The sequence below is a fragment of the Streptomyces sp. NPDC006368 genome (assembly GCF_040612535.1).
Lineage (GTDB): Bacteria > Actinomycetota > Actinomycetes > Streptomycetales > Streptomycetaceae > Streptomyces.
The window spans coordinates 111531-137729 of the sequence record NZ_JBEXQK010000002.1; the positions used below are offsets into that span (position 1 = coordinate 111531).

The 26199-nt window shown below is 71.0% G+C and carries 24 protein-coding genes and 1 tRNA gene; 10 read left to right on the plus strand and 15 right to left on the minus strand.

What is annotated here, in order from left to right:
* Positions 1–6 precede the first annotated feature (6 nt).
* The 3 genes from ABZZ38_RS02340 to ABZZ38_RS02350 are packed head-to-tail and all read right to left on the minus strand — an operon-like array spanning position 7 to position 3041.
* Complete coding sequence (locus ABZZ38_RS02340) at positions 7–861, minus strand: SRPBCC domain-containing protein (protein ID WP_356734830.1); 855 nt, start codon at positions 859–861, stop codon at positions 7–9.
* Positions 862–894: 33 nt separating this feature from the next.
* Entirely contained in the window at positions 895–2466 is a 1572-nt protein-coding gene (locus ABZZ38_RS02345; RefSeq protein ID WP_356735266.1) for a polyamine aminopropyltransferase, read from the minus strand.
* 56 nt (positions 2467–2522) lie between these two features.
* Positions 2523–3041 (minus strand): DUF2617 family protein, encoded by a 519-nt coding sequence (locus ABZZ38_RS02350; RefSeq protein WP_356734832.1) that lies wholly within the window; start codon positions 3039–3041, stop codon positions 2523–2525.
* A gap of 915 nt (positions 3042–3956) precedes the next feature.
* Here ABZZ38_RS02350 and ABZZ38_RS02355 point away from each other — a divergent pair.
* The 4 genes from ABZZ38_RS02355 (at position 3957) to ABZZ38_RS02370 (ending at position 7393) form a co-directional block, all read left to right on the plus strand.
* Positions 3957–5144 (plus strand): pyridoxal phosphate-dependent aminotransferase, encoded by a 1188-nt coding sequence (locus ABZZ38_RS02355; protein ID WP_356734834.1) that lies wholly within the window; start codon positions 3957–3959, stop codon positions 5142–5144.
* Between the two features lie 124 nt (positions 5145–5268).
* Positions 5269–5499, plus strand: coding sequence for a DUF2945 domain-containing protein (locus tag ABZZ38_RS02360; RefSeq protein ID WP_356734836.1), 231 nt, complete (start codon positions 5269–5271; stop codon positions 5497–5499).
* The gene (locus ABZZ38_RS02365) at positions 5496–5840 is read left to right on the plus strand and encodes a DUF3140 domain-containing protein (RefSeq protein ID WP_356734838.1); all 345 of its coding nucleotides are present in this window, start codon (positions 5496–5498) and stop codon (positions 5838–5840) included. The genes ABZZ38_RS02360 and ABZZ38_RS02365 overlap by 4 nt, the downstream gene beginning before the upstream one ends.
* A gap of 470 nt (positions 5841–6310) precedes the next feature.
* Positions 6311–7393, plus strand: a complete 1083-nt coding sequence (locus ABZZ38_RS02370) for a hypothetical protein (RefSeq protein ID WP_356735267.1) — start codon at positions 6311–6313, stop codon at positions 7391–7393.
* A gap of 1 nt (position 7394) precedes the next feature.
* Here the strand turns inward: ABZZ38_RS02370 and ABZZ38_RS02375 are convergent, their stop codons facing one another.
* Together ABZZ38_RS02375 and clpB are read right to left on the minus strand one after the other, a co-directional pair.
* A complete protein-coding gene (locus ABZZ38_RS02375) occupies positions 7395–7922 on the minus strand; it encodes a YbjN domain-containing protein (protein WP_356734840.1) in 528 nt (175 codons plus the stop codon).
* 142 nt (positions 7923–8064) lie between these two features.
* Positions 8065–10659, minus strand: a complete 2595-nt coding sequence (gene clpB, locus ABZZ38_RS02380) for an ATP-dependent chaperone ClpB (RefSeq protein WP_356734842.1) — start codon at positions 10657–10659, stop codon at positions 8065–8067.
* Positions 10660–10773: 114 nt separating this feature from the next.
* On the opposite strand from clpB, the gene ABZZ38_RS02385 reads away from it, so the two are divergent.
* Positions 10774–11187: a TIGR03618 family F420-dependent PPOX class oxidoreductase gene (locus tag ABZZ38_RS02385; RefSeq protein WP_356734844.1), complete on the plus strand. Its 414-nt coding sequence runs from the start codon at positions 10774–10776 to the stop codon at positions 11185–11187.
* 114 nt (positions 11188–11301) lie between these two features.
* Here the strand turns inward: ABZZ38_RS02385 and ABZZ38_RS02390 are convergent, their stop codons facing one another.
* Together ABZZ38_RS02390 and ABZZ38_RS02395 are read right to left on the minus strand one after the other, a co-directional pair.
* Positions 11302–11619 carry a (2Fe-2S)-binding protein gene (locus tag ABZZ38_RS02390; protein ID WP_073756807.1) on the minus strand — a complete coding sequence of 106 codons (318 nt, stop codon included), beginning with the start codon at positions 11617–11619 and terminating at the stop codon, positions 11302–11304.
* On the minus strand, positions 11616–11771 hold the full coding sequence (locus ABZZ38_RS02395) for a hypothetical protein (RefSeq protein WP_356734846.1): 156 nt from the start codon (positions 11769–11771) through the stop codon (positions 11616–11618). The genes ABZZ38_RS02390 and ABZZ38_RS02395 overlap by 4 nt, the downstream gene beginning before the upstream one ends.
* Before the next feature lie 170 nt (positions 11772–11941).
* Between ABZZ38_RS02395 and ABZZ38_RS02400 the strand changes: the two genes are divergently transcribed.
* Entirely contained in the window at positions 11942–12937 is a 996-nt protein-coding gene (locus tag ABZZ38_RS02400; protein ID WP_356734848.1) for a helix-turn-helix transcriptional regulator, read from the plus strand.
* Between the two features lie 69 nt (positions 12938–13006).
* Here ABZZ38_RS02400 and ABZZ38_RS02405 read toward each other — a convergent pair whose 3' ends face one another.
* The 5 genes from ABZZ38_RS02405 to dnaK all read right to left on the minus strand — a co-directional run bounded on the left by ABZZ38_RS02405 (position 13007) and on the right by dnaK (position 17975).
* Complete coding sequence (locus tag ABZZ38_RS02405; protein WP_356734850.1) at positions 13007–13651, minus strand: DUF4232 domain-containing protein; 645 nt, start codon at positions 13649–13651, stop codon at positions 13007–13009.
* Between the two features lie 106 nt (positions 13652–13757).
* Positions 13758–14207 (minus strand): helix-turn-helix domain-containing protein, encoded by a 450-nt coding sequence (locus ABZZ38_RS02410; protein ID WP_356734851.1) that lies wholly within the window; start codon positions 14205–14207, stop codon positions 13758–13760.
* A 1-nt stretch (position 14208) separates the two neighbouring features.
* Positions 14209–15387 (minus strand): molecular chaperone DnaJ, encoded by a 1179-nt coding sequence (gene dnaJ / locus ABZZ38_RS02415; protein WP_356734853.1) that lies wholly within the window; start codon positions 15385–15387, stop codon positions 14209–14211.
* 33 nt (positions 15388–15420) lie between these two features.
* The gene (gene grpE, locus ABZZ38_RS02420) at positions 15421–16125 is read right to left on the minus strand and encodes a nucleotide exchange factor GrpE (RefSeq protein ID WP_356734855.1); all 705 of its coding nucleotides are present in this window, start codon (positions 16123–16125) and stop codon (positions 15421–15423) included.
* A complete protein-coding gene (gene dnaK / locus ABZZ38_RS02425; protein WP_356734857.1) occupies positions 16122–17975 on the minus strand; it encodes a molecular chaperone DnaK in 1854 nt (617 codons plus the stop codon). The genes grpE and dnaK overlap by 4 nt, the downstream gene beginning before the upstream one ends.
* A gap of 538 nt (positions 17976–18513) precedes the next feature.
* Between dnaK and ABZZ38_RS02430 the strand changes: the two genes are divergently transcribed.
* From ABZZ38_RS02430 to ABZZ38_RS02440, 3 genes are all read left to right on the plus strand, one after another.
* A complete protein-coding gene (locus tag ABZZ38_RS02430; RefSeq protein ID WP_356734859.1) occupies positions 18514–19038 on the plus strand; it encodes a sugar transferase in 525 nt (174 codons plus the stop codon).
* An 82-nt stretch (positions 19039–19120) separates the two neighbouring features.
* Complete coding sequence (locus ABZZ38_RS02435) at positions 19121–21382, plus strand: (Fe-S)-binding protein (RefSeq protein WP_356734861.1); 2262 nt, start codon at positions 19121–19123, stop codon at positions 21380–21382.
* A gap of 197 nt (positions 21383–21579) precedes the next feature.
* Entirely contained in the window at positions 21580–22521 is a 942-nt protein-coding gene (locus tag ABZZ38_RS02440; protein WP_356734863.1) for a Yip1 family protein, read from the plus strand.
* Between the two features lie 57 nt (positions 22522–22578).
* On the opposite strand, the gene ABZZ38_RS02445 is transcribed toward ABZZ38_RS02440, so the two are convergent.
* Positions 22579–23076 carry a phosphoribosyltransferase gene (locus ABZZ38_RS02445; protein WP_356734865.1) on the minus strand — a complete coding sequence of 166 codons (498 nt, stop codon included), beginning with the start codon at positions 23074–23076 and terminating at the stop codon, positions 22579–22581.
* A gap of 2 nt (positions 23077–23078) precedes the next feature.
* A complete protein-coding gene (gene dcd / locus ABZZ38_RS02450) occupies positions 23079–23654 on the minus strand; it encodes a dCTP deaminase (protein WP_356734867.1) in 576 nt (191 codons plus the stop codon).
* 468 nt (positions 23655–24122) lie between these two features.
* On the opposite strand from dcd, the gene ABZZ38_RS02455 reads away from it, so the two are divergent.
* A tRNA-Gly gene (locus tag ABZZ38_RS02455) sits at positions 24123–24196 on the plus strand.
* Between the two features lie 469 nt (positions 24197–24665).
* Here ABZZ38_RS02455 and ABZZ38_RS02460 read toward each other — a convergent pair.
* Complete coding sequence (locus ABZZ38_RS02460) at positions 24666–26003, minus strand: diaminopimelate decarboxylase (RefSeq protein WP_356734869.1); 1338 nt, start codon at positions 26001–26003, stop codon at positions 24666–24668.
* Positions 26004–26199 lie beyond the last annotated feature (196 nt).

A 26199-nucleotide genomic window follows, 5' to 3' on the forward strand; every position in this document is an offset into this window, starting at 1 on the left:
CCGACACTACTTGCGGCGGCGCAGGGCGCGCCCCACCACCACGGCGCAGACCAGCGCGAGCGCGGTGGCGGGGGCGAGCCATCGCAGGGTCGCGGTCGCCGACGCGGACTCCGGGCCGGGCGTGGGCGCGTAACGCCCGCGCGGCGGGGCGTGGTCCACCTCTTCGGCGCTGCGCCCGATCATGGTGCGGCGCGCGTGCGCCGCCTCGGCGGCGGGCTCCCCGAGGACGAACTCCTCGTCCTCCAGCGGGTTGAGCGACGAGGGCGGTACGGGAGTGTCGTACACCGACCGCGGCTCGTCGGCGCCCTGGTCGACCCCGTCGTCATCGATGGCGTCAGCGATGACCTCGTCGAGGTCGTCATCGAGGTCGGCGTCCTCCGCCCCGGCCTCCTCGTCGTCCGCGGCCGGTCCGGGCCGGGGCGACGTCCCGGCGGTGGCCGTCGTCGTGAGCGCTTCGGCGAAACGGTCCAGCAGACGGTGCGCCGTGGAGGCCGTCGCGTCGGCCGGGAGTTCCGCGAGGCGGCCGTCCGCCTGCGAGGTGCCCGCGAACGACAGGGTCGTACCGCCCTCGCCCTCCGTGAGACGCACCGTCAGCGCCAGCTTGACCGAGCCCGAGCCGCGGACCTCCGTGCCCTCGCCCTCGACGGTGTACGTGTCCTCGCCCTGCCCGGCGACGCTCAGGGCGCCGCGGTAGGTGATCGTGTGCCCGCCGGCGCGCACCTTGAGACGGCCCGACAGGGGGCCGGCCGACGCGTCGGCGTCCTGTTGGAGCCCTGGGACGCAGCGGGCGATGCGGGCGGGGTCGGCCAGCACCTCGCGGAGGTTGTGCACGGCAACCGGAACGAACACCTCATGCTCCATGGGAACCGAGCCTACCGACGCCCGGCCGTCCCGTCACTCGCCGTACCGCGGGTGCACCAGCGTCGAGGGCGGCAGCTCCTCGCGGCCCGCGCCGTGCGCGGCGCACCGCTCACCGGCCCGCGGCGGCGGCGCGGCACGCGCGGCCAGCAGGAAGCCCCAGTCCCGTGGCGCCGCACCGCCGCCGGAGCCGGCGGGTCCGTCCGGGTGGCCGGACAGCCGGCCATTCGCGCAGTACGGGCGGGTCGCGAAGCCCGCCGCCCGCAGGGTGGCGTCCACCGTCCAGTACGTGCGGGGCCGGGACGCCATCGGTCCCGCGTGGACGGCGAGCCGCCCGCCGGCCCCGAGCGCCCGCGCGGCCAGGCCGTAGAACTCCTCCGAGTACAGCTTGGTGCCGGCCGTGATGCCGGGGTCGGGCAGGTCGGAGAGCAGAACGTCGTACGCGCCCGGCCGCGCCTCCTCCCGCAGCCAGCGGAAGGCGTCGGCGTACACCACGCGCACCCTCGGATCGTCGTACGCGTGGCCGTTGAGCCGGGTGAGCGCCGGGTCCGAGCGGGCCAGCCGCACCACGCCCTCGTCCAGCTCGACCACCGTCACCGACGCGACGCCGTCGTACCGCAGGACCTCTCGCAGCGCCAGCCCGTCACCGCCGCCCAGGATCGCCACGCGCGCGTGCGGCCCGCGCATCGCCGGGTGGACCAGCGCCTCGTGGTACCGCCGCTCGTCGCGCCCGCTGACCTGCAACCGCCCGTCCAGGAACAGCGCGGGCGGCTCGTCCACCTCCCCGGTCACCACCACTTCCTGCACGTCCGTCCGGACCGTGACCCGCACCCCATCGCCGTACACCGCCCGCCGGGCCACCCGCTCGAAGTCGTCGACCAGCACGGCCGTGGCCGCCAGCACCCCGAGGACCAGCACATTGGCGACGATCAGCGTCCACCGCTCACGGGCCGTCAGGTCCCCGCCGAACAGGCCCAGCACCAGGACCGCGCCCGCGACCACGTTGACCGCGCCGGTGAGCATCGCGCTTGTCAGCTGCCCCAGCCACGGCAGCAGCAGGAACGGAAACGCCAGCCCGCCGACGAGCGCGCCCACGTAGTCGGCGGCGAACAGGTCCGCGACCGTGCCGCCGGCGTCCTGCTCGGTGTCGCGTCGCGAGACGCGCTGGATCAGCGTCATCAGCAGCGGTATCTCGGAGCCGATGAGGACACCGATGGCGAGCGAGAACACCACCAGCGCCGGCCGCGACTCGCCCGCCCAGGCGAACGCGGCGTACAGCACGAGGGCCGAGCAGCCGCCGATCAGCGCCAGTGCGGCCTCCACCAGCCCGAAGCCGACGGCCGCCCGGCACCGCAGCCGCTTGGCGAGCAGCGACCCCATGCCCATCGCGAAGACCATCACGGACAGGACGATCGACGCCTGGGTGACCGAGTCCCCGATCAGATACGAGGCCAGCGCGACGAGTTGCAGCTCGTAGACCAGACCGCACGCGGCGCACACGAACACCGCGACCAGCACCAGGAACCGCCCGGCGCGCTGCCGCACCGGCAGCGGTGCCGCGGCCCCGGCGGGCGGCTGCGCGACGCGAGAGGCGGACGGGGCTTCAATCACGCAAGAACGTTACGTCACGCCCCGACAGCGCACGGTCACCCACACAGGTGTAACTAGGCGGCGGTGGACAGAGGGACGCTCACGCTGGTCCGGGTCACCACGAGCTGCCCTTCCTGCGGGTACGCGTGCCAGGTGCGCCACCGCACCTGCCCCTCGTGGCGCTGCGCCAGCATCGCGGTGAAGGCGTGCGGCGAGCCGGGGAAGGTACCGGCGAGACCGTTCGGGTGGTCGGCGACGAGCGCCAGCAACTCCTGGGCACGCCCGGCGAACGACCCTTCCGAGTAGGTCTCGACGCGGGCGGCGAACTCGTACTCCCACGCCCCGATCCGCTTGGCCACACCGAGCGGCAGCGGCGTGCTGCTGCCCGGCATGCAGGCGACGGTCTCCGAGCATCTGCCTCGCTCCTCCTCGAGCAGCACCTGGTGGGAGGCGCCGAGGAGTCTCAGCTGGAGCGTGGCTCCGGACAGTTCGAGGTCGAGCACGGCGAGCGCGGGCAACGCCTCCCGCCCCAGCGCCCAGGCCAGGTCGGCGGCGCGCGTGTCGGTGTAGGAAGTCTTGAGGGTCGTGAGCATGGGTCGGCTCCGCAAACACGGTTTGACGGGTGGACCGGGAGTGTCCCGGAAGGCGTGGGGGGACGGGGACCTCCGGCTCGGGGCCGTACGCGAGGCCCCGAGGACTGGATGGTTTCGACAGCGAGAGAACCATGAACGGCGGTTAACTCTCAGCGCTTTTACCCAAGTTGACGTGGTTTCCATCCCCTCGGGTGCCTGACGGTTCAACTGTTCAACAGAAATGGACCTGAGAGACCCCACAAAACCCAAGACGAGAGTGCCCGGCGGGAGTTCACCCCGCACCGGGCACCCTCAGTGGTCGCGGACCAGCTGCCCCGTGTCAGCTGCCTCCGCCACCGCATCCACCCCCGCCGCCGCACGAGGAAGACCCGCCGCCGCACGAGGACCCGCCGCCACAGGAGGAATCACCTCCGCCGCCGGCCCACCAGCCGCCGCCACCCGAGCGCCGCCTGCGGCGGCTGCGTCCGCCGCTGACCGCGGACAGCATCGCCGCGAGCACCACCACCGCACCGAAGATCAGTCCGATCTCCATGATGTTCACCATCCCCCGTTGTCGTACCCATCGAATGGAAGGCCCGTCGGTCTCCGCCGGGCTCAGCTGCGGGAGGACCCGCCTGCGCAGGACGAACACGCGGAGCTCGCACACGGCGACGGGCCGGAGCGGGACGCCGAGGACTCCGGCGCGCACGCGCCGTCGCCCGGCCACCGGCCGCCCGGTGTCGCGGTCCGCGGGCCCGGCCCCCTCACCGCACGGCCGACGGGCCCCACCACGTTCCCGCTGACCAGCGGGAACACCATGGTCTCCATGCTCCTCCCCCTCCCTTCGCCGCTCGGTCCGACGTGTGTGGCAGGGAGATACCCACGGCCGCTCCCCGCTCAAAGCAGACTTGAGGAACTCCAGAGGTTCGACCCAGGATGGCCGCCATGACACGACCGCCGCTCAACCGCCGCCTCGCCGCGTTCGGCACGACGATCTTCGCGGAGATGTCCGCGCTGGCCGTCCGGACGGGCTCCATCAACCTGGGCCAGGGCTTCCCCGACACCGACGGTCCGGAGGAGATCCGGGAGGCGGCGGTGCGCGCCCTGCGCGACGGCCGCGGCAACCAGTACCCGCCCGGCCCCGGCGTGCCCGAGCTGCGCACCGCCGTCACCGAGCACCAGCGGCGGTACTACGGCCTCGCGTACGACCCCGACACCGAGGTCCTGGTGACGGCCGGCGCCACGGAGGGCATCGCGGCGGCCCTGCTGGCGCTGGTCGAGCCGGGCGACGAGGTGATCGCGCTGGAGCCGTACTACGACTCGTACGCCGCCTCCATCGCGATGGCGGGCGGCACCCGTGTCCCGGTCACCCTGCGACCGCGCGACCGCAGGTTCACGCTCGACCTGGACGAGTTGCGCGACGCCGTCACCGACCGCACACGCCTCATCCTCCTCAACACCCCCCACAACCCGACCGGCACGGTCCTCACACGCGAGGAACTCACCGCCATCGCCGCCCTCGCCGTCGAGCGGGACCTCCTCGTCGTCACCGACGAGGTGTACGAGCACCTCGTCTTCGACGACGCCGAACACATCCCCCTCGCCACGCTCCCCGGCATGCGCGAGCGGACGGTCACCATCGGCTCGGCCGGCAAGACGTTCTCGTACACCGGCTGGAAGGTCGGCTGGGTCACCGCCACGCCCGAACTGGTCACCGCGGTGCGGTCGGCGAAGCAGTACCTGACGTATGTGAGCGCCGGGCCCTTCCAGTACGCCATCGCCGAGGCCCTGCGGCTGCCGGACGCGTTCTTCGACGGCCTGCGGGCCGATCTGCGCGCCAAGCGGGAGGTGCTGAGCCGGGGGCTCACACAGGCCGGGTTCGAGGTGTACGCGCCGGCCGGGACGTACTTCATCACCACCGACATCCGCCCGCTGGGCGAGTCGGACGGGGTCGCCTTCTGCCGCGCCCTGCCCGAGCGGTGCGGCGTGGTCGCCATCCCCAACGCGGTCTTCTACGACCACCGCGAGCAGGGGGCGCCGTTCGTGCGGTTCGCGTTCTGCAAGCGCGTGGAGGTCCTGGAGGAGGCCGCCGCCCGGCTGAAGGGGCCGGCCACCGGTGGCTGAGGCGTGCCGGAGCCGCGCCGTGCGACGGGTCGGCGGCCGATCAGCGGATGCGTGACCGGGCCGGCTGGACGAGCCTGGACGCGGCGGCGCACCACGCGTCGCCGACCTCCTGGAGGAGCACGTCATGCCGGAGAAGGACGACCTGGACAAGGGCGACGAGGTCACGTGGAAGAGCCACGGGCAGAAGGTGACCGGAAAGGTGAAGAAGAAGATCACCAGCCGGACCGAGGCAGCCGGCCGGACGGTGGACGCCTCGAAGGAACAGCCGCAGTACGAGGTGGAGAGCGACACATCGGGCCGCTCCGCCGTGCACAAGCCCGGCGCCCTCCGCAAGAAGGGCAAGCGCTCGCGATGACCCGGGCGGGACGGGGTGAGGACGACCGCGACGCGACGGTGCGCGCGTTCCACGATGCGGTCAACATGACGGCGAGCCGGCTGGAGAAGTGGCTGGCGACCGAGGAGTCCAGAAGCGCCGGACAGAGCTCCGGCGGCGAGAGCGTCGGGCACGCCTCCGGCCGGCGCATCGTCGAGCTCCTGCACACGGGCAAGGCGGATCTCGGCGACGACGACCTCGCGCACATGCGCAAGGTCGTGGGGTACGTCCACCGCCACCTGGCGCAGCGCCCCGCCGGGGACGTCACCGACACGCGGTGGCGCCACTCCCTCATGAACTGGGGACACGACCCGCTGGAGTGAGGGGTTCCGCTCAGGGCCCCGCCCGGTTGGCCCAGGGCCTGTCTTCCGGATCGGGCCGGATCAGGGAGCGGGGCGCGGTGCCGTGGATCGCGAGGCGGAGGAGGGAGTCACCGCGGTGGGGGCACCCTCGTGCCCGAAGGGCCACGGGGGACATCGGCGGCGACAACGCCGCGAGGCGCGGTGCCGGGGCACGCCAGCCCGGCAGTATCCGAAAGACACGACCTAGCAGCCGTGGGACGCGCTGTCACGGTGACACGCGCGCGGCGGGCCCGGCCGGGAAGCGACCACCCGGGCGGGCCCTCTGCGCTCGCGCGGGTTCCGTGCGCGCCCGAGGGTCGGGGTGAGCGATCCCGCGCGCACGGAGGTGCACCCTGTCCGCCGAGACGTCCGCCGATACCTTCCGCCCCGGATCCGTGGGGGTGGCACACCGGCCGCTCGCCGCGCTGCACCGCGCCGCGCCCGCGCTGGGGATGTTCGCCGCCGCCCGGCTGACCGGGATGCTGGTGATGGCGCTGTGGGCCTGGCACACCGGCCGCTCGCCGCGCGCGCTGCTGGCCATGTCGTGGGACTCCGACTGGTACCTGCGGATCGCCGCGCACGGTTACGGCCGGACGCTGCACTGGCCGGACGGCGCGGTCCAGTCCGACCTCGCGTTCTTCCCGCTCTATCCGGGGCTCGTGCGGGCGGTGACGACCGTCCTGCCCGTGACGGGCGGCACCGCGGGACTGCTGATCTCCTGGACGGCGGCGGGGGCCGCCGCCTGGGGCGTCTTCCTGCTCGGCGAGCGGCTCCACGGGCGGGGCGTGGCCACGGCGCTGGTGGCGCTGTGGGGGCTGCTGCCGCACTCGATCGTGCTGTCCATGGCGTACACGGAGCCGGTCCTGACGGCCTTCGCGGCCTGGTCGCTGTACGCGGTGCTGACCGGGCGCTGGCTGTGGGCGGGCACGCTGGCGGCACTCGCCGGGGCGTCGCGGCCCAACGGGGTCGCGGTGGCGGCCGCGGTGGTCGTGACGGCCGCGTACGAGCTCCTCAGGCGCGGGCGCGGAGCCCGCGGCGACCGGCGGCTGTGGGCGGGCGCGGCGGTGGCGCCGGCCGGGTGGGTGGGCTATCTGCTGTGGGTGGGGGCGCGCAGGGGTGACCTGCTGGGCGGGTACTTCGCGGTGCAGGCCGGGTGGACGTCCCGGTTCGACTTCGGGGCGGGCACCGTCCGCTTCGTGCGCACCGTCGTCACGCGCCCCATGGACCTCGGCTTCACCATGTCGCTGGCGCTGACGGCGGTGGGGGTGGTGCTGTTCGCGCTGTTCCTGCTGGACCGGCCGCCGCTGGCGCTGGTCGTCTACACCGCGGTGCTGGTGGTGATCGCCGTGGGCGGGTCGGGGTTCTTCGAGTCGAAGCCGCGCTTCCTGCTCCCGGCGTTCCCGCTGCTGCTGCCGGTGGCGTGCGCGCTGCGCAGAGCCCGGCCCGGGGCGGCCATCGTGGTGATCGCCGCCCTGGCCGGGCTCTCCTTCGCCTATGGGACGTACGTGCTGACGCTCGCCACCATGGCCCTGTGACTCAGGCGGACGCCTCGCCGTCCCCGGGCTCCAGGCCGAACTGCTCCACGAGCCACTTGTCGAACTCGATGGACGCCCGCACCCAGCTGACCGTCGACTGCACGAAGTGCTCCAGCGCCACGCCGGTGCCGATCAGCATCTGCGCCTCGCCGATGAGCCGGACGGTGGCGCCGCCCTGCTCGTCCTCGTGGAGGTGCGTGTAGATCTTGGGCCACAGGGTGCGGCGGTTCCAGTCGTCGATCGTCTCGAGGATCTTCTCCTTGTTCTCGACCGGGTGGGGCCGGTCGTAGAAGGTCCGCACCGAGAAGACCTGCTGGTCCTCCTCGCCGCGGAACATGAAGTACGTGCGGAACTCCTCCCACGGCGCCGCGAGGTCACCCTCGTCGTCCACGACGTACTTCAGCTCCATCTGTTCGAGGAGCTGCTTGACGAGGTCCTGGTTCGGGACGACGGGGCCCGCCGGTCCTGCGGCCTGCTGAGGCTGGGGCTGGCCCCCGAAATTCGGAATCGAGGACGGGTCGATGGTCACCGTGAATTTCCCTTCGTACGATTGCGGCCATCCTCTCCCATCCCGGGCGGGGCGTGGCAAGCCCGGACGGCGGCGATCCGCCGCGGGCCGGAACGATCCTCCTCGTGGGGGACCTCAGCCCGCGGCGTGACCTGCCGTCGGCCTACTGGGCCGCGCCCACGATCAGGCCGTCGTCGACACGGTCCACGCGGACCGTGTCGCCGTCCTTGACCTCGCCCGCGAGGATCTCCTTGGCGAGCCGGTCGCCGATCGCCGTCTGGATCAGGCGGCGCAGCGGCCGGGCGCCGTAGGCGGGGTCGTTGCCCTTGTCGGCGAGCCATTCCAGGGCCGCCGGGGTGACGTCCAGGGTCAGGCGGCGCTCGGCGAGGCGCTTGGCCAGGCGGCCGATCTGGAGCCGCGCGATGTGGGCGAGCTCCTCGCGGGTGAGGGCCGAGAAGACGACGAGGTCGTCGAGGCGGTTGAGGAACTCCGGCTTGAAGGAGGCCCGGACCACCTCCAGGACCTGTTCCCGCTTCTGCTCCTCGGTCGTGAGCGGGTCCATCAGGAAGTGGCTGCCCAGGTTCGAGGTGAGGATGAGGATGGTGTTGCGGAAGTCGACCGTGCGTCCCTGTCCGTCGGTCAGGCGCCCGTCGTCCAGCACCTGGAGGAGGATGTCGAAGACCTCCGGATGGGCCTTCTCCACCTCGTCCAGCAGCACCACGCTGTACGGGCGGCGGCGCACCGCCTCCGTGAGCTGGCCGCCCTCCTCGTACCCGACGTACCCCGGAGGGGCGCCGACGAGCCGGGCCACGCTGTGCTTCTCGCCGTACTCGCTCATGTCGACGCGGACCATCGCCCGCTCGTCGTCGAAGAGGAAGTCGGCGAGCGCCTTGGCCAGTTCCGTCTTGCCGACGCCGGTCGGGCCGAGGAAGAGGAACGAGCCGGTGGGCCGGTCGGGGTCGGAGATCCCCGCCCGCGTGCGCCGGACCGCGTCCGACACCGCCCGTACGGCTTCGGACTGGCCGATCAGGCGCCGGCCGATCCCGTCCTCCATCCGCAGCAGCTTCTGCGTCTCCCCTTCGAGGAGGCGTCCGGCCGGGATGCCGGTCCAGGAGCCGACGACGTCGGCGATGTCGTCGGGGCCGACCTCCTCCTTGACCATCGTGTCCTTGGTGTCCCTGGCGGCCTCCTGCTCGGCCTGGCTGGCGGCCTCCAGCTCTCGCTCCACGGCCGGGATCTCGCCGTACAGCAGCTTGGAGGCGGTGTCGAAGTCGCCGTCGCGCTGGGCGCGCTCGGCCTGGCCGCGCAGGTCGTCCAGCTTCTCCTTCAGCTCACCGACGCGGTTGAGGCCCTGCTTCTCCTTCTCCCAGCGGGCGGTGAGGCCGCGCAGCTCCTCCTCCCGGTCGGCGAGGTCGCGGCGCAGCTTCTCCAGGCGCTGCACGGAGGCGGGGTCGCTCTCGTTCTTGAGCGCGAGCTCCTCCATGCGCAGGCGGTCCACGGCGCGCTGGAGCTCGTCGATCTCGACGGGTGAGGAGTCGATCTCCATGCGCAGGCGGGACGCGGCCTCGTCGACGAGGTCGATGGCCTTGTCGGGCAGGAAGCGGGAGGTGATGTACCGGTCCGAGAGGGTGGCGGCGGCCACCAGCGCGGAGTCGGCGATCTGGACCTTGTGGTGGGCCTCGTACCGGCCCTTGAGGCCGCGCAGGATGGCGATGGTGTCCTCGACGGACGGCTCGGCGACCAGGACCTGCTGGAAGCGGCGCTCCAGCGCGGGGTCCTTCTCGATGCGCTCGCGGTACTCGTCGAGGGTCGTGGCGCCGACCATCCGCAGCTCCCCGCGGGCCAGCATGGGCTTGAGCATGTTGCCCGCGTCCATGGCGGAGTCGCCGCCGGCGCCCGCGCCGACGACCGTGTGCAGCTCGTCGATGAACGTGATGATCTGGCCGTCGCTGGCCTTGATCTCGGACAGGACGGTCTTCAGCCGCTCCTCGAACTCGCCGCGGTACTTCGCGCCCGCGACCATCGCGCCGAGGTCGAGCGCGACCAGCCGCTTGTTCTTCAGGCTCTCCGGCACGTCGCCCTTGACGATGCGCTGGGCGAGCCCCTCGACGACGGCCGTCTTGCCGACACCGGGCTCGCCGATGAGCACCGGGTTGTTCTTGGTGCGCCGGGAAAGCACCTGCACGACGCGGCGGATCTCCTGGTCCCGGCCGATGACCGGGTCCAGCTTGCCCTCGCGGGCGGCGGCGGTGAGGTCCGTACCGAACTTCTCCAGGGCCTTGTACTGGCCCTCCGGGTCGGGTGTGGTCACGCGGCGCCCTCCCCTGGCCTGCTCGAACGCGTCCAGCAGCTTCCTGGCGCCCGCCCCCTGCCGGTCCAGCACCTCGCCGGTCCGGCCGCCCTTGGCGGCGACACCGATGAGCAGGTGCTCGGTCGAGACGTAGTCGTCGCCGAGCTCCTTGGCGCGCTGCGCGGCGTCGGCGATCACGGCGAGCAGCTCACGGTTGGGCTGCGGCGGGGCGACGGTGGAGCCGGCGACGCTGGGCAGGCCGGCGAGCAGCCGCTCGACCGCGGAGCGCACGGCGGCCTGGTCGGCGTCCACGGCGGCGAGCAGATCGATGATGTTCTCGTTGTCCTGGCCCTCGAGCAGCGCGAGCAGCAGATGCGCGGGGGTCAGGTCCGGGTGCCCCTCGGACACCGCACGGCTGGTCGCGGCGTTCAGCGCGTCCCGGCTCTTGTTGGTCAGCTCGGCGTCCACGTACGAACCTCTCCTCCTCTACGTCCTGTCCCTTTGACTCATCCAACGTACACAAAGTTGAGTCTATTCCACTCAAGGTGGTGGGGGCCAGCGCCCCCAGGTAGGTTCCGGCCCATGGCCATAGACCCGCGGAACCCCGGCGACTCGTACCTCGGCTTCTGGCGCGAGTACCACATGTGCACCCTGACGACGCCTCGCCCCGACGGCACTCCGCATGTCGTCGCGGTGGGCGTGACGTACGACCCCGGGGGCGGCGAGAAGGGCATCGCCCGGGTGATCACCAACAAGCACAGCCGCAAGGTGGCCAACGTCCTGGCGGCGGGCGCGGACGGCGCGCGGGTCGCGGTCTGCCAGGTGGACAAGGGGCGCTGGGCGACGCTGGAGGGCGTCGCGCGCATCCGCACGGAGCCGGAGACCGTGGCGGACGCGGTCGCCCGGTACGCGGAGCGCTACGGCCGTACGCCGGCGCCGAACCCGGACCGGGTCGTCATCGAGATCGCGCTGACGCGGGCGATGGGGCGCGCCTGAGCCACCTCGGGGCCCGTACGCGGACAGCACAGCGGCGCCATCGTGTTTCAGGTCCACGATGGCGCCGCTGTGTGGGGGAAGCACCCGAGCGATCTACAACGACGGGGGAACCGCTCAGGCGCTGCGGGGGGTGGCGGTGGTGGTCTCCGGCTCGACGAGCTGGTGGTCACGCTGGTCGAGGTTGACGAAAATCATGCCGTAGCGAATGGCACACCGTACGGGCTGCGGGGCTCCGCGGGGCCGGCGCAGACAGCGGTAGGCGCGGATGTCCTCGTCGTCCCCCCGCGTGATGACGATCGGCTCCCCGAAGAGGGTGACCATCAACGAATCGCCACTGTGCGGCACGGCCGTGACGAGGTCGATGAAGTGCCACCCGGACCGGTAGGCGGACGCCATCTCGCGCCGGAAACGCGAGTCGTCGGGAACGTTCATGCCGCCGCGACCACCGGGGCGATCTCCCACGTGGGCTCACGCGGTACCTGGGGCGCCAGCTCCCACGTCGGTTCCCCCGCGACGGCGCCCCCCGCCGGCACGCTCTCCCACGTCGGCTCGCCGTTGGCGGCGACAGCGCCGAGAGCGGCCACAGCGAGAGCTATGGCGCTGACTGCACGAACCATCCTGGTCATGGCCGATCTCCACCTCTTTTTGTCCTTACCTCCTCCCCCGCGAGTAAGACGATGGCTCACTCCGAACGCTTCCACCAGCAAGTGCAGGCATCATGTTCCTGTAATTCAAGACCCTGAGGGGGGTGCAAATGCAGGTGAAGCGGGGGGATTCGGGCGAAGGGCACACTCACGACGAGGAAGACGGTGAGCTGTGCGACGCCGGAAAGCGTTTGTACGCGACCGCCCTGCGGGCCGGCCGGATCGCCCGGACGGAGGTGGACGTGGCGCCCTGCGTCGTCGACCTCGGCCTGGTGCACCCCGATCCCGACGACCACCAGTGGCTGCGGCCCATCCCGCCGTCGATCGCGCTCAATCAGCTGATACACCCGATAGAGCGGGAGATCCAGGAGCGGCGGCAGCTCACGATCTCGCTGGCCGATACCTTCGAGCCATTCATGACCCTGACCGCGCAGGGCGCGTCGCCCACCCCGGCGATCAACGTCCTGGAGGGCCTGGCGCTGATCAACGCCTCCCTGGACCGGGTGATGGACGAGTGCACGACGGAGCTGCTCACCGTCCAGCCCGGCAGCGGACGCAGGCCGGAGACCGTGAAGGCGGGCCTGCGGCGCGTGGAACCGCTGCTCGACCGGGGCATCCGGATGCGGACGCTGTACCAGCACACGGCGCGCCACCACTCCGCCACCATGGGGTACGTGGAGCGCATCGCGCCGTACGGGCTGGAAGTGCGCACCCTGGAGGAGATCATCGACCGGCTGATCATCGTCGACCGGAAAGTGGCCTTCATACCGGCGCGCCGGGACCGGCAGGTCGCCCTGGAGCTGCGGCACGAGGGGCTCGTGCAGTACCTGGTCGGCGTCTTCGACCAGTTCTGGCTCCACGGCGTCCCCTGGGACGACGAGGTCTCCTACGCGCCCGCGCTCGACGGCATCAGCGGTGTCCAGCGCTCCATCGCCAAACTGCTGGTCGAGGGCCATGTGGACGAGGCCATCGCGCGCCGGCTCGGCATGAACGTACGCACGTGCCGCGCCCACATCGCCAAGCTGGCGTCGGCGCTCGGCAGCGGCAGCCGCGCCCAGCTCGGCTACCTCATCGCGCAGTCGGGGATCCTGGAGCGGGACCACTGACCGCCGGCCCGGCCGTCCGGGCCACCCCGGCCACCGGGATCGCGCGGGGCCGCGGAAGAGGCCGGCCGGTCACCGGTCCTGACGGTCCGACGGCTTCCAGGGGGTGACCTCGATCGCGTTCGTGGTGCCGAGGTCGAGCGGGCCGTCCTCGGGCGTGATCGTCTGCGGTACCACGCCCGGCGCCGGGGTCACCCGCACATGGACGCCGCTCGTCGCCACGACGTCGGAACGGGTCACCGTGTTGCGCCAGATGACGGACGCGTGGGCCTGCCCGCCCGGCTGGAGGACGAAGGTCGAGCGCTGCGCGGTGCTGTCGGCGTTCGAGCCGAGCCGGACGGTGACGTCGAGCTTCTCGCGCTCCGCGTCGAGGACGTCGATCGCGGGGTAACCGCTCACCTCGAACGGCTTCGTGCCGCAGTTGAGCACGGTCACCCCCATCGCCCGCAGCCCCATCGCCGCGTCCACGGGCCCCGTGGAGACCCGTACGCCGGAGGCCGGGCACGCCGCCCGCCCGGATCCGGTGCCCGCCCCCGCGCCCGCCGTGGCGTCGTCCGGGCCGGTCCGCACGGGCGGCAGCGGGCTCGGCGGCGAGAGGGTCGGGGAGGCGGTCACCCGCCGCGGCAGGGGTGCGGCGCCCGTCTCGTCGTCGCACGCCACCGCGAGGAACGCCAAGGGCGCGAGGGCCGCGACCGCCGCCAGTCGTCTCGTACACACGTGTGGATCATCGCACGCGGCCCACGGGAAAGGGCCCCCTCCGCCGAAGCGGAAGGAGCCCCGTCGGTGCCCCATCGTGCCGGCCCCGCGCACACGGGGCCGGCGGTCACTCGCCGCGCTTGGCCGCCGGACGCCACACCACCAGCGCGCTCGCCTGCTGCACGTCCTGGTACGGCACCAGGTCGCGCCGGTACGAGGCGTGCACCTGGGCCTCGCGCTGGCGCATCGCCACCGCCGCGCCCTCGACCGCCGCGCCCAGCTCCGCGACCCGGGCCTGGAGAGCGGCGACCTGGTTCTCCAGCTCGATGATCCGCTTGATACCGGCCAGGTTGATGCCCTCGTCCTGCGACAACTGCTGCACCTGCCGCAGCAGTTCGATGTCACGGGCCGAGTAACGCCGACCGCGCCCCGCCGTACGGTCCGGCGAGACGAGGCCCAGCCGGTCGTACTGCCGCAGCGTCTGCGGGTGCAGCCCGCTCAGCTGGGCCGCCACCGAGATCACGTACACCGGCGTGTCATCGGTCAGCTCATACGGATTGCGTCGACGTCCGTCCATCTCAAGCCCCCTTCGCGGCCTGGAACAGCTCAGCTCGCGGATCCTCGTCCGCCGTCGCCTGACGGTACGTCTCCAGGGCCTCGCGCGCCTTGACGTTGAGGTCCTTGGGCACCGCCACCTCGACGGTGACGAGCAGGTCCCCGCGCGTACCGTCCTTGCGCACCGCGCCCTTGCCCCGGGCGCGCATCGTACGGCCGTTGGGCGTGCCGGCCGGGATCTTCAGCGTCACCGGCGGTCCGCCCAGGGTCGGCACCCTGATCTCGCCGCCGAGCGCCGCCTCGTCGAACGAGACGGGCACCGTGACGGTGAGGTTGTCGCCCTTGCGGCCGAAGACCGGGTGGGTGTCGACGTGCACCACCACGTACAGGTCACCGGCCGGGCCGCCGCGCTCGCCGGGCGCGCCCTTGCCGCGCAGCCGGATCCGCTGCCCGTCGGAGACGCCCGCCGGGATGCGGACCTGCATGGTGCGCGACGACTTGGCGCGTCCGCTGCCGTGGCAGATCTCGCAGGGGTTCTCGGCGATGAGGCCGCGGCCCTTGCAGTCCACGCACGGGTCGGTGAGCGAGAAGCCGCCGCCCGTGCCGCGCGACACCTGACCGGTGCCGACGCAGGTCGGGCAGACGCGCGGGGTGCCGTTCTTGTCGCCCGTGCCCGAACAGGCCTTGCACGGCTGCTGACTGGACATCCGCAGCGGGACCGTGGCCCCGTCCACCGCCTCGGTGAAGCTCAGCGTCACCTCGGACTCGACGTCCTGGCCGCGGCGCGGCTGCGTACGCGCCCCCGGGCCGCCCCGGGCACCGCCGAACAGCCCGCCGAACACGTCCCCGAGCCCGCCGCCGAAGCCACCGGCACCGCCTCCGCCCTGGGCGCCGCCGAAGAGGTCGCCCAGGTCGAAGTTGAAGGTGCCGCCGGCCCCGCCGGGACCGGGCCGGAAGCCGCCGTTGCCGAAGAGGGCGCGCGCGTCGTCGTACTCCTTGCGCTTCTTCGGGTCACCGAGGATGTCGTTCGCCTCGGAGATCTCCTTGAAGCGCGCCTCCGCGCTCGCGTCACCCTTGTTGGCGTCCGGATGGAACTCGCGGGCGAGCTTCCGGTACGCCTTCTTGATCTCCGCCTCGGTGGCGTCCTTGGGGACGCCGAGAACCTTGTAGTAGTCCTTCTCCACGAAGTCCTTCGTGCTCATCGACGTCCCTCCTTCCGGTTACCGGTCAATGCGTCAGCCCTCCTCGGGGCCACCGCTCTCCTCGCCTGCCGTCTTCTGCTCATCCGCCGCACCGGAACCGCCCGCGTCCTGCGCGGCGTTGCCGGACTCCTTGGGCGCCGCCCCCGGCTGGGGTTCGGCGACCGCGACGCGCGCGGGCCTGATGGTCCGCTCGCCGATCCGGTACCCCGGCTGCAGAATCGCGACGCAGGTCGTCTCGGTGACGTCCGGCGCGTACGAGTGCATGAGCGCCTCGTGGATCGTCGGGTCGAAGGGCTCGCCCTCCTTGCCGAACTGCTGCAGGCCCATCTTCGCGGCGACCGTCTCCAGCGATTCGGCCACCGACTTGAAGCCGCCCACCAGCTCGCCGTGTTCACGGGCGCGGCCGATGTCGTCGAGCACCGGCAGGAGCTCGGTCAGGAGGTTCGCGACGGCGATCTCCTTGACGGTGACCCGGTCGCGCTCGACCCGGCGGCGGTAGTTCTGGTACTCGGCCTGGAGCCGCTGGAGGTCCGCGGTGCGCTCGCCGAGCGCGCTGCGGGCCTGGTCCAGCTGGGCCGTCAGGCCGGCCACCTGTGCGCTTGCGTCCCCGGCCGGGGCCGCCGGGACCTCCTCCGCCGGGGCGGAGGGAGTGGTCTCGGCGGCTTCGGCGGCGTCGTCAGGAGCGGCGCCGGAGGGGACGTCGGGCTTGTCCTCGAAGCCCGGGGTCTCCTCCGTCATGCGGCGCCGCCCTTCGGCTTCTCGTCGTCGACGATCTCCGCGTCGACCACGTCGTCGTCGGCGTGGGCACCCGTGGCACCCGCGTCACCGGCGCCGCCGCCGGCGGCCTGGGCACCCTGGGCGTCGGCGTACATGGCCTGGCCCAGCTTCTGGGAGACGGCCGCGACCTTCTCGGTGGCGGTGCGGATCTCCGCGGTGTCCTCGCCCTTCAGCTTCTCCTTGAGCTCGTTCACCGCCGACTCGACCTCGGTCTTGATCTCGCCGGGGACCTTGTCCTCGTTGTCCTTGAGGAACTTCTCGGTCTGGTACACGAGCTGCTCGGCCTGGTTGCGGGTCTCGGCGTTCTCGCGGCGCTTGTGGTCCTCCTCCGCGTACTGCTCGGCCTCGCGCATCATGCGGTCGATGTCGTCCTTCGGCAGCGCGGAGCCACCGGTGACGGTCATCTTCTGCTCCTTGCCCGTGCCCAGGTCCTTCGCGGTCACGTGCATGATGCCGTTGGCGTCGATGTCGAAGGCGACCTCGATCTGCGGGACGCCGCGCGGGGCCGGCGGGAGGCCGGTCAGCTCGAACATGCCGAGCTTCTTGTTGTACGCCGCGATCTCGCGCTCACCCTGGTAGACCTGGATCTGCACCGACGGCTGGTTGTCCTCGGCCGTCGTGAAGATCTCGGACCGCTTGGTCGGGATCGTGGTGTTGCGCTCGATGAGCTTGGTCATGATGCCGCCCTTGGTCTCGATACCGAGGGACAGCGGGGTCACGTCGAGGAGCAGGACGTCCTTGACCTCACCCTTGAGCACACCGGCCTGCAGGACGGCGCCGATGGCGACGACCTCGTCCGGGTTGACGCCCTTGTTGGCCTCGCGGCCACCGGTCAGCTCCTTGACGAGCTCGGCGACGGCCGGCATACGGGTCGAGCCACCGACGAGAACGACGTGGTCGATCTCGGAGAGCTGGATGCCCGCGTCCTTGATGACGTTGTGGAACGGCGTCTTGCAGCGCTCCAGCAGATCCGCGGTCAGCTGCTGGAACTGGGCCCGGGTGAGCTTCTCGTCCAGGTGCAGCGGGCCCTCGGCGGACGCCGTGATGTAGGGCAGGTTGATCGAGGTCTCGGTGGACGAGGACAGCTCGATCTTGGCCTTCTCGGCGGCCTCGCGGAGGCGCTGGAGGGCCATCTTGTCCTTGGACAGGTCCACGCCGTGCCCGGACTGGAACTGCTTGACCAGGTACTCGACGACGCGCTGGTCCCAGTCGTCACCACCGAGGTGGTTGTCACCGTTGGTGGCCTTCACCTCGACGACGCCGTCACCGATCTCCAGCAGCGAGACGTCGAAGGTGCCGCCACCGAGGTCGAAGACGAGGATCGTCTGGTCGTCCTTGTCGAGGCCGTACGCGAGCGCGGCGGCCGTCGGCTCGTTGACGATGCGCAGGACGTTGAGGCCCGCGATCTCACCGGCCTCCTTGGTGGCCTGACGCTCGGAGTCGTTGAAGTACGCCGGGACGGTGATGACCGCGTCGGTCACCTTCTCGCCCAGGTACGCCTCGGCGTCGCGCTTCAGCTTCTGCAGGATGAACGCCGAGATCTGCTGCGGGTTGAAGTTCTTCCCGTCGAGTTCGATCTTCCAGTCGGTGCCCATGTGCCGCTTGACGGACCGGATGGTCCTGTCGACGTTGGTGACGGCCTGACGCTTGGCCACCTCGCCGACGAGCACCTCGCCGTTCTTCGCGAAGGCGACGACGGACGGCGTGGTCCTGGCGCCCTCGGCGTTGGTGATGACGGTGGGCTCGCCGCCTTCCAGAACGCTGACGACGGAGTTAGTCGTGCCCAGGTCGATGCCGACCGCACGTGCCATTTCGATTCCTCCAACTGACTTGAGTGGAACAGGCTCAAGGATGCATGACCGGCGCACGTGAGTCAACAGACCTGAGTCGAGTGGGCTCAAGTTTTATCCGAGCCTTATGCGCAAGCAAGCGCTGCCGCCGTCGCGCGACCCGCCGCATACCCGGACGCTCTACCCAGGGTGCACCTCCCCATGCCATCGTTCAGGAAGACGACAAAAGCCGCTTTTTGCCGTCGCGACGCTCACGGAACAGCTCGTACGAACGGTCGGGTGCCCTCCCATGCGACGACGACCCGCTCAGCGACCCCGGCGACCCCGGCGACCGCAGCGATCCCCGCTCTTCCCGCGACTCCCGGGCTTCCCCCGGCTCCTGCGACTCGTGCGGCTCCGGCGATCCCCGCTCTTCCCGCCGCTCCCGCAGCCGCCGCGCCCGCCCGACCCCGCCGGACGCCGGCGGTCCGCTCCCCCCTGGCGTACCGCGCGCCCCGCCCGCACCGCGCGCCCCCCAAGAGCGGCGGCGGCCTCTCACCCCCTGCGCTCCCTGGCGTCCTTGCTCCCCCACCCCCACCGCCTCCCCCTCAAGCGACTCCTCGACGTGACCCTCGGCTCGGTCCTGCTGGCCCTGGCCGCCCCGCTCCTGGCCCTCGCCCTCGCCGTGGTCGCGCTGCGCAGACCCGCCGGTGGCGTCCTCGTGCGCGAGACGAGAACCGGGCTCGACGGCCGGCCGTTCACCCTGCGGTCCCTGCCCACGCGCGGCCCCCGGCTCCGGCTGCTGTCCCGGCTGCCCCACGTCGTACGGGGAGAGATGTCACTCGTCGGCCCGGCGCCGCTGCCGCCCGGCGACCCGGCCGCCCTGGCCCCCTGGCGGCTCAGCGTGCGGCCCGGCCTGACCGGCCTCGCGCAGTCGCGGCACCACTCGGGCCTGCCGTGGGACGAGCCGCTGCTGCTCGACCAGCACTACGTCGAGCAGCACTGGCTGGGGCTCGACCTGGCGCTGCTGCTGCGCGCCCTCCTGCCCGAGGCACGGGCGAGCGACGCAGATCACCGCCTGCGCGGCTACAGTGCGGCGGAATAAGTGGGTACGCTCAGGTGAGCTGAATAAGTTACCGCTTAGTAATGCCTAAGTTCCCACCCTCGCAGGCCCGAGGAGCCCCGAAATGCAACTCGCCGCGATCATCGTGTCGCTGGTTCTGACCGTGGTCGGCGTGGCGCTGCTCGCACGCGCCATCGGCCAGTTCGTCCGGTACTTCAAACTCGGCCAGCCGGTCCCGGCCGGCACCCGGACCGACAACCCCTACCAGCGCAGCGTGACCCTGGTGCGGGAGTTCCTCGGTCACACGCGCATGAACCGGTGGGGCATCGTGGGCGTCGCCCACTGGTTCGTCGCCATCGGCTTCCTGACGCTGCCGCCGACGATCATCACCGCGTACGGCCAGCTCTTCCAGGCCGACTGGACGCTGCCGGTGCTCGGCGGCTTCCTGCCGTACGAGCTGTACATCGAGTTCATCGCCGCGATGACGACCCTCGGCATCGTCACGCTGATGGTCATCCGTCTGCTGAACCTGCCCTCGCGGCCCGGCCGCAAGTCTCGGTTCGCGGGCTCGAAGATGGGTCAGGCGTACTTCGTCGAGTACGTCATCCTCACCATCGGCCTGGCCATCTACGTCCTGCGCGGCCTGGAGGGTGCCCTGCACCACGTGGACCACTACGAGGCCGCGTACTTCGCCTCGTACCCGCTGGTCCTGGCCTTCAAGGGCCTGAGCATCGCCACGCTGCAGAACCTGGTCTACCTCTTCGCCATGATCAAGCTGGGCACCACCATGATCTGGATGATCACGGTGAGCCTCAACACCAACATGGGTGTGGCCTGGCACCGCTTCCTGGCGTTCCCGAACATCTGGTTCAAGCGGAACGCGGCCGGCTCCACCGCCCTGGGCGCGCTGCCGCCCATGACGTCCGGCGGCAAGCCGATCGACTTCGAGGACCCGGGCGAGGACGACGTCTACGGCGTCTCCCAGGTCGAGCAGTTCTCCTGGAAGGGTCTGCTCGACTTCTCCACCTGCACCGAGTGCGGTCGCTGCCAGTCGCAGTGCCCCGCCTGGAACACCGGCAAGCCCCTCTCCCCCAAGCTCCTGATCATGTCGCTGCGCGACCACGCGCACGCCAAGGCGCCGTACCTGCTGGCCGGCGGCGGCAAGACGATGGAGGGCGAGGAGAAGGCCTCCGAGGAGCAGCTCGCCGGTGTCCCGGCGCCGGCCCTCGCCGAGGCCGAGCGCCCGCTGATCGGCACCCTGGAGGAGAACGGCGTCATCGACCCGGACGTGCTGTGGTCCTGCACCACCTGCGGCGCGTGCGTGGAGCAGTGCCCGGTCGACATCGAGCACGTCGACCACATCGTCGACATGCGCCGCTACCAGGTGATGATCGAGTCCGCGTTCCCGTCCGAGGCGGGCACGATGCTCAAGAACCTGGAGAAGAAGGGCAACCCCTGGGGCCTGGCCAAGAAGCAGCGCGTGGAGTGGACCAAGGAGGTCGACTTCGAGGTCCCGATCGTGGGCAAGGACATCGAGGACCTGTCCGAGGTCGACTACCTGTACTGGGTCGGCTGCGCGGGCGCCCTGGAGGACCGGGCCAAGAAGACCACCAAGGCCTTCGCGGAGCTGCTGCACATGGCGGGCGTCTCGTTCGCGATCATGGGTGGCGACGAGAAGTGCACCGGTGACTCCGCCCGCCGCCTGGGCAACGAGCCGCTGTTCCAGCAGCTGGGCCAGGAGAACGTCGCGATGCTGAACATGGCGTTCGGCGAGGACGAGGACGAGCCTTCCACCAGGAAGCCCAAGTCCGCGAAGAAGATCGTCGCGACCTGCCCGCACTGCTTCAACACGATCGCGAACGAATACCCCCAGCTGGGCGGCGAGTTCGAGGTCATCCACCACACGCAGCTGCTCCAGCACCTCATCGACGAGGGCAAGCTGGTCCCGGTGACACCGGTCGACGGCCTGATCACGTACCACGACCCGTGCTACCTGGGCCGCCACAACAAGGTCTACACGCCGCCGCGCGAGATCATGTCGGCCGTCCCGGGCCTGCGCCAGCAGGAGATGCACCGCCACAAGGAGCGCGGCTTCTGCTGCGGCGCCGGTGGTGCGCGCATGTGGATGGAGGAGCGGATCGGCAAGCGCATCAACACCGAGCGCGTCGACGAGGCGCTGTCCCTCAACCCGGACATCGTCTCCACCGCCTGCCCCTTCTGCCTCGTGATGCTCACGGACTCCGTGAACGGCAAGAAGAACGACGGCAAGGCGAAGGAGTCGCTCCAGGTCGTCGACGTGGCCCAGCTGCTGCTGGACTCCGTGAAGACCCCGGCGGACGACACCCCGTCGGAGGAGTCGGCGACGGAGCCGGAGCCGGTGAAGTAGCCCGTACGGCCGTGTGGGCGGCCGGACCTGCCTCGGGGCGGGTCCGGCCGCCTTCGTCGTGGGGCTCTTCGGGGAGCGCCCTTGGGGGAACGCCCCTTGGGGGAGCGCCCTTGGGGGATGTCACAGGTCGGCAGCAAAGACCCTCTCCCACCCCACCCCGGGCGCCGGGCACAGCGGGACCGGGTACGTTCGTTGACGTGGCTGGATTCAGGATCGGACGCGGCCGGGACAACCGCACACGGCAACAACAACCGCAGCAGGCGCCTCAGCGGGCTCCGTACGGCAGCGCGGCGCCGCCGCCGTACGCGGCCCCACCGCGGCATCAGCAGCAGTGGTCTCAGGCGCAGGCGCAGCAGCGGTACGGCGAGCCGGAGTACTTCGGCGACCCCTACGCGCAGCAGCCGCACGCCCCGCAGGGCCACCCGGCCGCCCCGCACGACCCGTACGCGGCGAACAACCCGGGTCACACACGGGCCTTCAGCATCCACGACGACGCGTACGGCCAGGCCCCGGGCGGGTACGGCGACGGCGGGTACGGCCCGGAGACGTACGGCGAGGGCGCGATGTACCGGGCGGGCGCGGCGCCCGCCCCCACCGGCCCGCGTCTGCCCTGGAAGCAGCTGATCAGCGGCATCGTGCTGCGCCCTGGCCCGACCTTCTGGCAGATGCGCGACCACGCCGTGTGGGCGCCGGCGCTGATCATCACCTTCCTCTACGGCCTGCTCGCGCTCTTCGGCTTCGACACGGCCCGCGACGAGGCGATCAACGCGACGATCTCCACGGCCATCCCGTACGTCCTGCTCACCGGCGCGATGTTCGTCGTCGGTGGCCTGATCATGGGCGCGGTGACGCACACGCTGGCGCGCCAGCTGGGCGGCAACGGCGCCTGGCAGCCCACGATCGGCCTCTCCATGCTGATCATGTCGATGACGGACGCTCCGCGGCTGCTCTTCGCGCTCTTCCTGGGCGGCGAGAACAGCTTCGTACAGATCATCGGCTGGGCGTCCTGGCTGGCGGCGGGAGCCCTCTTCACCTCGATGGTCAGCAAGTCGCACGACCTGCCGTGGCCGAAGGCGCTGGGCGCGTCGGCGATCCAGCTGGCCGCGCTGCTGTCGCTGATCAAGCTGGGCACGATCTGACCCCGCGTACGCACGCGAAAGGGCCCCCGAGGGGGCCCTTTTCCCATGCGTACCGGCTCAGGCGTCGAGGACCTGCCCGCTCCTCCTGACGACCGGCTTCTCCACGCTCCACGGGAAGTTGATCCAGTCGTCCGTCCGCTTCCAGACGTACTCGCACTTCACGAGGGAGTGGGACTTCTCGTAGATCACGGCGCTGCGCACCTCGGCGACCGTGCCGAGGCAGAAGTCGTGCACCAGCTTCAGCGTCTTGCCGGTGTCGGCGACGTCGTCGGCGATCAGCACCTTCTTGTCGCTGAAGTCGATGGCGTTCGGCACCGGGGCGAGCATCACCGGCATCTCCAGGGTGGTGCCCACCCCGGTGTAGAACTCCACGTTGACGAGGTGGATGTTCTTGCAGTCCAGCGCGTACGCCAGACCACCCGCCACGAACACCCCGCCACGGGCGATCGAGAGCACGATGTCGGGCTCGTAGCCGTCGTCGGCGATGGTCTGCGCGAGCTCGCGCACGGCGCGACCGAAGCCCTCGTAGGTCAGGTTCTCCCGTACGTCACTCATGGTCACACCTGCGTCCGGTGGAAGTTCTGGAAGGACCGCGAGGCCGTCGGCCCACGCTGCCCCTGGTAGCGGGACCCGTACCGCTCACTGCCGTAGGGGTACTCCGCCGGCGAGCTGAGCCGGAACATGCACAGCTGCCCGATCTTCATGCCCGGCCAGAGCTTGATCGGCAGCGTGGCCAGGTTCGACAGTTCGAGGGTCACATGCCCGGAGAACCCGGGGTCGATGAACCCGGCGGTCGAATGCGTCACCAGCCCGAGCCGCCCGAGGGAGCTCTTCCCCTCCAGCCGCGAGGCGAGGTCGTCGGGGAGCGAGATGACCTCGTACGTCGACGCGAGCACGAACTCGCCGGGGTGCAGGATGAACGCCTCGTCGCCCTCCGGCTCGACCAGCCGCGTCAGATCGCTCTGCTCGACGGCGGGATCGATGTGCGGATAACGGTGATTCTCGAACACCCGGAAGTAGCGGTCGAGCCGCACGTCGATGCTCGAGGGCTGCACCATGGAGTCGTCGAACGGGTCGATGCGGACCCGCCCGGCGTCGATCTCGGCCCGGATGTCCTTGTCTGAGAGAAGCACTCCCCGAGGATACGCAGAGCGCGCGGGCCCGCCCCAATCGGACGGACTCCGCGCGCCTCCCACGGCCGTACTACCGCCGCTCGAGCATCACCGGCACGGCATGCCGCAGCCGCGCACAACGCGGACACCGCAACAGCCGCCCGGGCCCGATCCGGCCGGCCCCGAGCTGCTGCATCGGGAACGAAGCGGTACTGAACACGTGCCCTTCGGCACAGCGGACGACGGTGCGCTCCATGGAGTCCATCAAGTCCCTTCCCCAACCGAGCGTGGACGAGATGGCCACATTAGGGGATCAACAAGACACCACTCCAGGCGGCACTCCGGCCCCCCACGCCACGCCTCAACTCACCCGCGCCGCCCGCGGATCCACCTCCGCACGACATGCGGCCCCCACGACGCGATACACGGGGTGCCTGCGATGGGGTACAGTGAGCGACGGTACGGGACCGGCGCTCCGGTCCGTATGACGCGGGTGTAGTTTAATGGTAGAACATGAGCTTCCCAAGCTCAGAGCGCGGGTTCGATTCCCGTCACCCGCTCCACGTGAAAGCCCCAGGTCGATGACCCGGGGCTTCTTGGTTGTCGGGGCGCTCCTGTTCAGGCCGAAGCCTCGGGGGTCGCTGAGGAGGCCGGGGACCATCGAGGTCGGGCGCGCGCCGTCGTCAACGGGACTGCGCCAACACCACCAGCAGCCCCACTACAGCCGTACCCGCCCCGTAGCACGCACCCCGAAGGAACTGGTCGGCCGCGATTCGCCGGCGCCGTGAGATCCACCGCGCGTAACCACGCGCCGTCCGGCCGCAGCGCCCCCCGGCGGCGGACAGCCGTCGTCCGATGGCCCCCCATCGGCCCGGGGATGTCGTTTTCTCCATGGGGCACCCTGTCTGGGCGCGCCGTACTTTCATGGCGGTTGCACCTGCCTTCCTTCGCGTTGTGGTTCTCTCCGGGCAGCCAGGCTCGCTCGCTCGGGCCGCCCTAACCCAATTGACTGTGGTCGGCGTTCCGGTGGGGTCACGCCGGGGTTTGGATGGACCGGGAGAGCGAGGGTCGCGTCCCGGCAAGGGCCGAGGCCGGGTGCACAGCCTGCTCGGGGCGGAGCAGCTGGAAGGTGACCCGGCCGCCGGCGTCGACGCGGGCGCCGTGAACGGCGGGTTCGGGCAGGCTGTTGTAGTGGAAGGGGGTGGAGAAGTAGTAGGCACCGGTGTCCGGGACGACGACGATGTCACCCGCGTCGAGAAGGGGCAGCGTACGGTTGCGTGCCAGCAGGTCACCGGCGAAGCAGCACGGGCCCGCGATGTCCTGCGGCACGGGCCGGCTCTGCTTGGCTCGGCCGCGGGGGTCGTGAGCTTCGATCCGCAGCGGCCATGTGTCGGGAGCGAACACGGTCCGCGTGGCGACCTGTGCGCCGGCGTGGGTTATCGCGATGGGACGGCCGCCGACGGTCTTGGTGTACTCGACGTACGCGGCGGTGAATCCGTTCTTGGCCAGGACGGAACGCCCGAACTCCGTGATGATCTCGTACGCGCCGGAGAACAGGACCGGCGTCTGCTCGCGCAGACGGTCCACGTAGGTGCCGAAGTCGGGGGTCGTCTCGTCGCTGTCGAAATTGACCGGCAGCCCTCCCCCGATGTCGATGCCGGTCACCTGTCGACGGCCAAGGCGGTCGTTGACCTCCTCCGCGAACTCCACGGCCTTCGCGATGCCCCGGGCGATCAGGTCCAGGGGACAGCCCTGCGAGCCGACGTGCGTGTGAACCCAGGTGAGCCAGGGACGGTCCCGGTACGCCTGGAGCAGCCGCTGCCGGTTTCCTTCGTCCTCCAGGGGAATGCCGAACTTGGACGTCGAGGTGGCCGTGCTCATCGCGGTGATCGAGCCGGCTCCCACTTGCGGGTTGATGCGTACGCCGATCCGCGAGTCGGAGCGGTGGGTCGCCAGTATCTCGTCCAGCCTCGAAAGCTCCTGGAAGCTGTCCGCGTTCACCGCGATCCCAAGGGTCAGTGCCTGGACCAGTTCCGCCCGGGTCTTGGCCGGGGAGTCGAACACGATCTGTGCGGGCTCGAAGCCCGCGTCCAGCGCCTGGGCGAGCTCGCCGGCACTGGCGACCTCGCAGCCCATGCCGCTCACACGCAGTGCTTCGAGTACGGGAACCAGACAGTTCGCCTTGGCCGCGAACGCGTGCAGGACACGGAGCGAGTCGGGAAACGCGTTCCGCAGGGACGTGACGGTCTCGTTGACGCCGTCGAGGTCGATGAACCCCGCCAGCACGGCCGCCTCGGGGTCCAGGAGTCCTTGCTGTACGGCTGCCCGCAGAATCCACTCACGCCGGTCGGCCTTGCCGGAACCACTCATCGTGCACCTTCCCTGAGCCGAGGGTCTCTACCCGCCCACGGATACTGCCGGGCGGACCACCAGACTCCCGTCGGAACAGTGCGGGCGTCTTCGTCGAGAGTCCCGGTATTCCACTGCGCGGCTCTCACCGGCGAGCGAACCCGCGGGCGTCACACCGCCACCGTTGTGCCCGGGCACGAAGACGCCGCCCTCTCTT